Annotated in this window: 9 protein-coding genes; 3 read left to right on the top strand and 6 right to left on the bottom strand. The window is 74.2% G+C overall.

What is annotated here, in order from left to right:
- From RIF68_RS18485 to RIF68_RS18470, 4 genes are all read right to left on the bottom strand, one after another.
- Positions 1 to 323, bottom strand: a 323-nt coding sequence (locus tag RIF68_RS18485) for an AMP-binding protein (RefSeq protein ID WP_309052378.1), incomplete at its 3' end; no start/stop codon positions are given.
- A gap of 127 nt (positions 324 to 450) precedes the next feature.
- Positions 451 to 1,686, bottom strand: coding sequence for an MFS transporter (locus RIF68_RS18480; protein WP_309052377.1), 1,236 nt, complete (start codon positions 1,684 to 1,686; stop codon positions 451 to 453).
- Positions 1,687 to 1,765: 79 nt separating this feature from the next.
- Positions 1,766 to 3,469 (bottom strand): GAF domain-containing protein, encoded by a 1,704-nt coding sequence (locus RIF68_RS18475; RefSeq protein ID WP_309052376.1) that lies wholly within the window; start codon positions 3,467 to 3,469, stop codon positions 1,766 to 1,768.
- A 66-nt stretch (positions 3,470 to 3,535) separates the two neighbouring features.
- On the bottom strand, positions 3,536 to 4,597 hold the full coding sequence (locus tag RIF68_RS18470; RefSeq protein ID WP_309052375.1) for a rod shape-determining protein: 1,062 nt from the start codon (positions 4,595 to 4,597) through the stop codon (positions 3,536 to 3,538).
- Between the two features lie 398 nt (positions 4,598 to 4,995).
- On the opposite strand from RIF68_RS18470, the gene RIF68_RS18465 reads away from it, so the two are divergent.
- Positions 4,996 to 5,958 (top strand): hypothetical protein, encoded by a 963-nt coding sequence (locus RIF68_RS18465; RefSeq protein ID WP_309052374.1) that lies wholly within the window; start codon positions 4,996 to 4,998, stop codon positions 5,956 to 5,958.
- Between the two features lie 80 nt (positions 5,959 to 6,038).
- Entirely contained in the window at positions 6,039 to 6,707 is a 669-nt protein-coding gene (locus RIF68_RS18460) for a hypothetical protein (protein ID WP_309052373.1), read from the top strand.
- Between the two features lie 2 nt (positions 6,708 to 6,709).
- On the opposite strand, the gene RIF68_RS18455 is transcribed toward RIF68_RS18460, so the two are convergent.
- Complete coding sequence (locus RIF68_RS18455) at positions 6,710 to 6,946, bottom strand: hypothetical protein (RefSeq protein WP_309052372.1); 237 nt, start codon at positions 6,944 to 6,946, stop codon at positions 6,710 to 6,712.
- A gap of 111 nt (positions 6,947 to 7,057) precedes the next feature.
- Complete coding sequence (locus RIF68_RS18450; RefSeq protein WP_309052371.1) at positions 7,058 to 7,516, bottom strand: MarR family transcriptional regulator; 459 nt, start codon at positions 7,514 to 7,516, stop codon at positions 7,058 to 7,060.
- 96 nt (positions 7,517 to 7,612) lie between these two features.
- Between RIF68_RS18450 and RIF68_RS18445 the strand changes: the two genes are divergently transcribed.
- Positions 7,613 to 8,259 (top strand): NADP-dependent oxidoreductase (locus RIF68_RS18445; protein WP_309052370.1); only part of this gene is annotated, 647 nt, incomplete at its 3' end.

The following is an 8,259-nucleotide window of genomic DNA, read 5'->3' as shown; positions in this document are numbered from 1 at the left end:
GCCGCCAGGCCGGGCGGAAGGGCGTCGTCCGCACCCGCGAGGACCGCCCCCGGCGCGCTGTCGCCGAGGATGTGGGCCAGTTCGCGCTCGCCGGTGCGCGGATTGAGGGGGACGGCCGGTACGCCCGCGAGGAGGGCGGCCACGACCGCCACCGCCGTCCGGGCGGTCGGCGTCGCCCAGACGGCGACCCGCTCGAATCCGCCGATCCGGGCGGCCAGGTCACCGGCGGTCCGGGCCAGTTCCGCGTACGTCAGGGTCTCCGGGCCGCACCGGAGCGCGGTCCGGTCGGACGGGGCCGCAAGGGCCGGGACGAGCGCACTCACCGGTCGTACTCCTCGGGTCGGGGACGAGGGCTGACGTGAGGCATTCTGCCGGTGGGCGGGCCCGGGGCGGGGAGGATCGGAATCCCGGGGGCCGGACGCGCGAGGCCCGCGGCCGTCGCCGGGCCCCTCAGGGGCGGGCGGCCGCGCTCTCCTTCGCGTCCCGCGCGGGTTCGCCGCCTCCCGCGCGGAGCCCGCGCATCCGCCCGTAGGCGTACACACAGCCCGCGAGGGCCAGGTCGGACAGGAGCATGAAGCCGATCGAGTACGAGTCCTTGGCGCTGTAGATCGCGCCCATGACCAGCGGCGGCAGGAAGCCACCGAGGCCGCCCATGGCCCCGACGATGCCGGTCACACTGCCGACCTGCGCCTGCGGGGTGACCTGCGAGACGAGCGCGAAGACCGAACCGCTCGCCGTACCGAGCCCGGCGGCCATGCACAGCAGGGCGATCGTGCCCACCGGATCCAGCCGCGGGTCGAAGGCCTGGACGATCGCGAGGAGCGCGACCGCGCCCAGCGCGTACGCCGTCACGAGCGCCGGGTGCGCCCGGTCCGACAGCCAGCCGCCGATCGGCCGGAAGACGACCGTGACGAGGGCGAACCCCGCGGCCTTGGTGCCCGCGTCGGTCGGGTCCAGGCCGTACCAGGTCTTCAGGTACGTGGGGAGGTAGACGCCGAACGCGACGATGCCGCCGAAGCCGACCGCGTACAGCGCCGACAGCTCCCACGTCACCCGCAGCCGTCCCGCCGTACCGAGCCGGGTCGCGAGGGAGGCGCTGGGGACCGGCCGGTCCGGGCGGTCGGTGAGGAGGAACGCGGCGAGGACCGCGTACACGGCGAGGGCCACGGCGACCACGAGGAACGGCAGGTTCTCGCCGTGCGCGGCGATCCGGGGCGTGAAGTAGCCCGACAGCGCCACCCCGCCCATGCCCATGCCGAAGACGCCGAGCGCCAGGCCCCGTTTGGCGGGCGGGAACCACGAGTTGACCAGGGGGATGCCGATCGCGAAGGTCGTGCCGCCCAGGCCGAGGAGGAAACCGACGACGAGCAGCAGGCCGTAACTGTCCTTGACCACCGTCAGGAGCAGCACCGGGACGATCGTGAGCGCGGCGACGAGCGGGAACATCACCCTCGCCCCGTAGCGGTCGGTCAGCGCGCCGGCCGGGATGCGGCCCACCGAGCCGACCAGGACGGGCACCGCCACGAGCAGCGACTGCTGGAAGGAGCTGAGGCCCAGCCGGTCGCCGTACCAGCCGGCGAGGGGCGCGACGAGGTCCCACGCCCAGAAGGTGAGGGTGAAGCCGACGGTGGCCACCGCCAGGTTGCGGTAGGCCGCCGCGGTCGGGGTCTGCGCGTCGGAGTTCACCCCTCCAGTCAAGATCGGTACGCGGCGGGAGGCGCGCCGGACTGCTCCGTACGGGGACGCGGCCGGACCCCCGGCGCTCCTACGCCTCCGCCCGCCGCGGCCAGGTGACCGTCGTCGGGGGTTCCCCGTCGTCCGTGACCCGCAGCCAGGCACCGTCCGGGCCCGCGTGTCCGGAGCCCGCGCCGGAACCGGCCCACGGCGCCGGCCCGACCCCCACCTCGACCGTGATCGCGCCGACCCCCGGCCGGCGGTGGGCCGCCGCGAGCGCCCCGCGCAGGACGCCGAGCAGCTTCGCGGCAGCACCCTCGTCGACGAGGGTGTCGACCGCGCCGGAGAAGTGGACGGACGGCTGGAAACCGAGCAGGGCCGCCGCGCCGCCGGTCTCCCGCAGCACCTGCCCCCTGAAGGAGGTCGGCGCGTCGGCCGGCGGCTGCTGGAGCGCGAAGATCGTCGTCCGCACCTCCTGGATCGTGGAGTCCAGTTCGTCCACGGCCCGGCCGAGCAGCGCGCTCTCCTCGGAGGACGCGGCCGCCCGCCGCCGGGTCGACTCCAGCATCATCTCGGTGGCGAACAGCCGCTGGACCACCAGATCGTGCAGGTCACGGGCGATCCGGTCGCGGTCCTCGAAGACGGCGAGCCGTTCGCGGTCGTGCCGGGCGTCCGCGAGGACCAGCGCCAGGGCCGCCTGCGAGGCGAACTGCGAGGCGAGCAGCCGGTCCACCGCCGTGTAGGGCGGACCGCCGCGCCGCCGGGGCAGGGCGAGGGTGCCGATGAGCTTGCCGCCGCTCCGCAGCGGCAGCATCATCGAGGGCCCGAAGCGGGTCCGTACGCGCGTGGTCATGCGCGGGTCGGTCGCCGAGTCCTCCACGAAGACCGGTTCCCCGCCGAGCAGCTGGACCAGGACGGGGGAGCCGGGGGCGATGGTCGTCCCCACCAGGTCGCCGGGGTCCCCGGTCGTCGAGGCGGCGACGATCTCCATGCCGCCCTCGGCGGTGGGCTGGAGGACCACGCCGGCCTCGGCGCCGGCGAGGACCCTGGCCCGCTCGGCCACGGTCGTCAGGGCGTTCTCGGCGGTCTCCCCGGTGAGCAGGGCGGTGGTCACGGCCGCCGCCCCGTCGATCCAGCGCTCACGCTGCCGGGCCGTCTCGTACAGCCGGGCGTTGCCGATGGCGATGCCGGCCTGCGAGGCGAGGATCCGCAGCAGCACCTCGTCCTCCGCGGTGAAGCCACCCGGCTTCCCGGTGAGGTGGAGGTGGCCGAAGATTTCGGTGTGCACGCGGACCGGGACGGACGGGCCGTCGCCGGGCAGGCCAGCATCGGCGGCGTCGGGACGGCCGGGGAGGCGGTCGCGGCGGGGCCGCTCCTCCTCCGGCCGGCCGGAGGTGAAGAGTTCGGTGAGGCGGTGGTGCTCGGGGTCGATCACCCCGAGCACCCCGTGGCGGGCCCCGGTCAGGGCGGTCGCCGAGTCGACGATGTGCTGGAGGGTGGCGCGCAGTTCGAGGTCCGTGCCGACGCCGAGGACCGCTTCGAGCAGCAGGGGCAGCCGGCCGGGTCCGGTGCCGCCGGCCGGGTCGGTGCCGCCGGAGGCACCGGACCCGGCCGGGCCGTCCCTGTTGGGGCCGCCGCCGTCCGGGCCGCCGCCGTCCGGGCCGCCGCCGTCCGGGCCGTTCCCGTCCGGGCCGTCCTCGTCCGTGCCGTCCCCGTCCCGGCCGTCACGGAGGCGGTCCGGGGCCGGCTCGTCCCGGTCCGGGTTCCGGCCCTGGTCCCGGTCCACGATCGTCATCGTCCCATGATCGTACGCATCACCCGGCGGGGAGGATCCGGTCGGCTCCGGCCCCGCCGGCGGCGCTCAGGCCTCCTCCGAGAGCGGGTCCCGCTCGGTGAGCGGGTCGAGCACCATCGGCTGGATCTTGCCCTCCAGCATCGCGCCGAGCCCCAGGACCGCGCACACGTCCGGACGTTCGGCGATGTGCACCGGCATGCCGGTCGCCTCGCGCAGCATCTGGTCGAGACCCGGCAGCAGCGCGCTCCCGCCCACCATCATGATCCCGCGGTCCGCGAGATCGGCCACGAGGTCCGGCGGGCAGTCGCGCAGCACCTTGCCGATGCCGTCGAGCACGGCCGTCAGCGGAGTGTGGATCGCCTCCCGCACGGCGGCCGTGTCCACGGTCACGGAGCGGGCGAGGCCGGTGGCCACGTCACGGCCGTGGATCTCGGTGGAGGCCGGCCCCTGGAGTGTCAGGCCGTTGCCGCTCAGGGCGAGTTGGAGCGGACGCACCGACTGGCTCGGCAGCATCAGCTCGTGGTGGTGGCGCAGGTGCTGGATGACGGCGTGGTCGATGGCGTCGCCCCCGACCGGGATGCGCTCGGCCGTGACGATCGCGCCGAGGGAGAGCACCGCGACCTGGGTCGTCGCCGCCCCGCACACCATGATCATGGTGGCGGTGGGCTGTTCGACGGGGAGGCCGCAGCCCACGGCCGCCGCGATGAGCGTGTCGACCAGCTCGACCCGGCGCGCCCCGAGGCCCACCAGGGTCTCCACGGCGGCGCGCTGGGCGAGAGGGTCACTGTCGTGCGGGGTGCAGGCGGCGGCGCGGAGCCGGGGCTTGCGGCGCAGCTGCCGGCGCAGCTTCTCGCCGAGGAGGTGGCGGAGCATCCGCTGCGCCATCTCGATGTCCACGACGGTGCCGCCGGTGACCGGGCGGACGACGCGGATGTAGTCGGGGGTGCGGCCGGTCATCTTCTCGGCCAGCGCGCCGACGGCGATCAGCGCCCCGGTGCGGGTGTTGACGGCGGCGACGCTCGGCTCGTCGACGACGAGACCGGCGCCCTTGACGAAGACCCGGGTGCGAGCGGCTCCCAGGTCGACGGCGACATGGCAACGGCGCAACTGTTCCAGGCTGACGGTCACGGCGGATCCTCCGGAGTGCGGTGCTGGCACGGGGCGAGGTGAGGGGGTCGTGGTGGGCGCGGGCGGACGCGCGGTGCTGCCGCGCGGTCCTTCTCGCATCGTGCGACCGCCCTGCCCGCGGCGCGCGCTGGGCTGAGCCGCCCGGGGCCTCCGGGCCCTCCGGACGCCGCGCCGGCCCGGTCTCGTCCGCCATCGGCCCGGGGTGCGGGGTCCGTCCCGCGGCCCCCGCCTCCGTCCCCTCCCGGACGGGGCACCCTTCGGGAGGAAGAGCGTGAGGGAACGTTCCTTCCCGAAGCGGGACGTACGTGGCGAGCCCCCGCCGACCTGGGGTTTCCTCACAGGATCCTCACCTGCCCGTCTCGCTGTGGCCGTACCGTGGCGCATAGCCTGCGTGCCCCATGGACTACTGCCACCCGTGCCGACGGCATCTGAACGGGGCCCTCGCCTGTGCCGGGTGCGGGACCCCCGCGCAGGAGCTGCGGCAGCAAGCCCCCCATCCGTACGGCGCGCCTGCCGCGCCCGGCCCGTACGGCTCCTACGGCACCCCGTCCGGCACCCCCGCGCCCTCCGCGTCCGCCGTGCCGGACCGTGACCTGCCGGACCGCGACGTGCCGGACCTCGCCGTGCCCCCCGAGCACGTCTACGAGCTGGACGTCGTCGCGCCGCCGCGCCGTGCTCCCGGAGGCCGGCGTGCCGCCCGGGAGGGGGCGCGCCGGGAGGGGCGGGGAGGGGGTCGCCGGGGCCGTACGGTTTTCGTCGGCACGCTCGGGCTGGTGCTCGCCGCCGGGACGCTGACGGTGCTGCGGACGGTCCTCGCCGAGCCGGACGACGGCGGCGCCGCCACGGCCGTACGCGAGGAGCGGCCCGTCGCGACCTCTCCGGAGGCCGCTGTGGAACCGGAGCCCACCGGCACGCCCGCCCAGCCGGACGGCTCGGGTCCGGACACCGTGACCGAGTCCCCGAGCGCCGGGGTCACCCGTGCCCGCCAGGTGAGCGCCGGCACCGCCACGGGCCACGGCACCGCCCCCGAAGGCGCGGATTCCGGTACCGCCCCGGGTACGGGTACGGGCTCCGGTCCCGGAACCGGCTCCGGTACGGGTGAGGGGGTCGGGGAGGCGCCCCAGGAGTCGCCGGCGGTCACCGGACCGCCGTCCCCCACCGCCCCGGCGGTCACCCCGCCGCCCCCGGCCACGCCCACCGCGCCGGGCACCGCGACGTCGACCCCGACCCCGGGGGACCCGGCCCCCACCCCGGGCGACACGACCGCGCCCACTCCCACCAGGACCGCCTCCCCGACCCCCACGCCCACCCCGACTCCGAGCGAACCGGAGTGCACCCGCTTCCTGTGGTGGTGCGTCTAGTGCTGTGACCGCATAGGGTCACCGGGTTGCTCGTTGTGCTGGTGGGAAGCGAGGTCGCTTCCGACCAACGGGGAGACGGGATGGCACCACCGGTCAGAGTCCGGAGGCTGGCGGAGAAGGAGGGGCAAAAGCTCCAGCACATCGTGCGGTGGGGAAGTACCAGCTCCGTGCGGTTCCAACGGGCGATGATGCTGCTTGCCTCGGCCGGCGGCAGCACGGTCCCGGTGATCGCGCGGCTGGTCCAGGCAGACGAGGACACCGTCCGGGACGTGATCCACCGTCCCCGCCTGCTGAACCGTGACGACGAGGACTTCGTCATCCAGACGGCCACCACCCGCCCCACCGTCTTGGGCAAGCCCTTCACCCGCTGGTCGATCCGCAAACTCGCCGACCACTTGCGACGCAACATCGCCCGGCCCGTCCGGATCGGCCGCGAGGCCCTGCGGTGCTTACTGGCCCGCCGCGGGATCATCTTCCAGCGCACGAAGACGTGGGGGTGTCAACCGGCGCCGCAAGGGCATCGACCACACCTGGGCCCGAGGCCCACTTCAAGCCACCAGTTCACTGCGGCCAACTCCCACCACCCGAACCACACCGTCCAGACCCGGGCCCTGCACGCCTACCTGCGCTGGCGCAACCAGAACGCCAGCCACCCCGACGTCCTGGCACCCCAACGACGCGAACGCGCACGCATCCGCAGCGAACGAGGCCTCCGCTGGGGCGGCAGACCTCTGCCAACGGCGGCCTGACGTCACCGCCCCTTCCAATGGAACTGCTCGTCCGGTTCGTCCCTTCGCTCCAGCACTCCCGCAGCGACCAGCTGAAGAAGCACCTCATGAAGCGCGTTCCCCAACGAGTTGTCCGTCCAGAACACCCACTTGACCTGCGTGAACGTCACAGACTCGTCAAAGATCCCCAACGAGCGGCCCACCACGAAGGCCGCACCGTCCCAATCAGTCCAGCCAGACAGGCCCTCGGAAAGATCCACGAACCGATCCTGCCAGCAGCCGATCGAACCCGGTGAACCTTTCCGGTCACCGCACGAGGGGTGTCGGCCGGCGGCCCTGACGCGGGTGCCGCGAGACCGGGCGGAAGGGTGCTAGTCGGTTCCCCGCCCCGCCGGGCCGGTCGCGTCCTCGCCCAGCATCCGCTTCAGGAGGTCCCGCAGGAGCGTGCGCTCGACGTCGGTCAGTTCGCCGAGGGGCTCGCGGGCGAAGCGCAGGGAGTCGCGGAGGCGGCGCGCGGTGGCGAGGCCCTCGGGGGTGGGGGCGGCGACCTTCACGCGGCGGTCCGCCGGGTCGGGACGGCGCTCGACCAGGCCGCGGGATTCCAGGCGGTCGATGATCCCCGTGACGTTCGACGGCTCGCACCGGAGCTTGGTGGCGATCTTCCGCATCGGCGTGGGCTCCAGGGTGAGCAGGCCGAGGACACGGGCCTGCGCGCCGGTGAGGGCGTGGGCGGCCGCGGCCTCCTCGTACTCCTGGTGGTACCGCGCCACGACCGTGCCGATCAGTTCGACGACTTCGAGGGTGAGCGGGTCCGCGGGGGAGGTGGCCATGGGAAGCATCCTACCCGGATACTTGACAACATGAAATATGCAGGAGCATGGTTGTTTCAGGTAGTGAAATAGTTTTCCCCTCAGGAGGCCGTGCTCATGTCCGCACTTCCCGCGACCAGCCGCGAATGGCACCTCGTGTCCCGTCCCCACGGCTGGCCCGTCGCGTCCGACTTCGCCCTCCGTGAGGTCCCGGTCCCGCAGCCCGCCGAGGGCCGCATCCTCGTGCGCAACCTGCACTTCTCGGTCGACCCGTACATGCGCGGCCGGATGAACGACGTGAAGTCGTACGTCCCGCCGTTCAAGCTGGACCACCCCATGGACGGCGGCGCGGTCGGCGAGGTCGTCGCCTCCAACGCCGAGGGCTTCGCCGTCGGGGACCACGTCCTGCACGGACTCGGCTGGCGCGAGTACGCCCACGTGCCCGCCCAGCACGCCACCAAGGTCGACCCGGAGCTCGCCCCGCTCTCCACCTACCTCGGCGTGCTCGGCATGCCCGGCCTCACCGCCTACGCGGGCCTCTTCGAGACCGCCTCCTTCAAGGAGGGCGACGCGGTGTTCGTCTCCGGCGCCGCCGGTGCCGTGGGCAGCCAGGTCGGCCAGCTGGCCAGGCTCAAGGGCGCCTCCCGGGTGATCGGCTCGGCCGGCTCCGACGAGAAGGTCAAGTTCCTCGTGGAGGAGCTGGGCTTCGACGCCGCCTTCAACTACAAGGACGGCCCGGTCAAGGACCAGCTGCGCGAGGCCGC

It is taken from the genome of Streptomyces sp. (assembly GCF_031178505.1).
GTDB lineage: Bacteria > Actinomycetota > Actinomycetes > Streptomycetales > Streptomycetaceae > Streptomyces > Streptomyces gulbargensis.
Note: the sequence above shows the minus strand (reverse complement) of the source record. Positions and strands in the feature narration are given on the sequence as shown.

Bases quoted from the DNA above. Each gene is read 5' to 3' on its own strand.
- RIF68_RS18475 (WP_309052376.1), bottom strand. From the start codon at position 3,469: ATGACGATCGTGGACCGGGACCAGGGCCGGAACCCGGACCGGGACGAG.
- RIF68_RS18465 (WP_309052374.1), top strand. From the start codon at position 4,996: ATGGACTACTGCCACCCGTGCCGACGGCATCTGAACGGGGCCCTCGCC.
- RIF68_RS18460 (WP_309052373.1), top strand. From the start codon at position 6,039: ATGGCACCACCGGTCAGAGTCCGGAGGCTGGCGGAGAAGGAGGGGCAA.
- RIF68_RS18450 (WP_309052371.1), bottom strand. From the start codon at position 7,516: ATGGCCACCTCCCCCGCGGACCCGCTCACCCTCGAAGTCGTCGAACTG.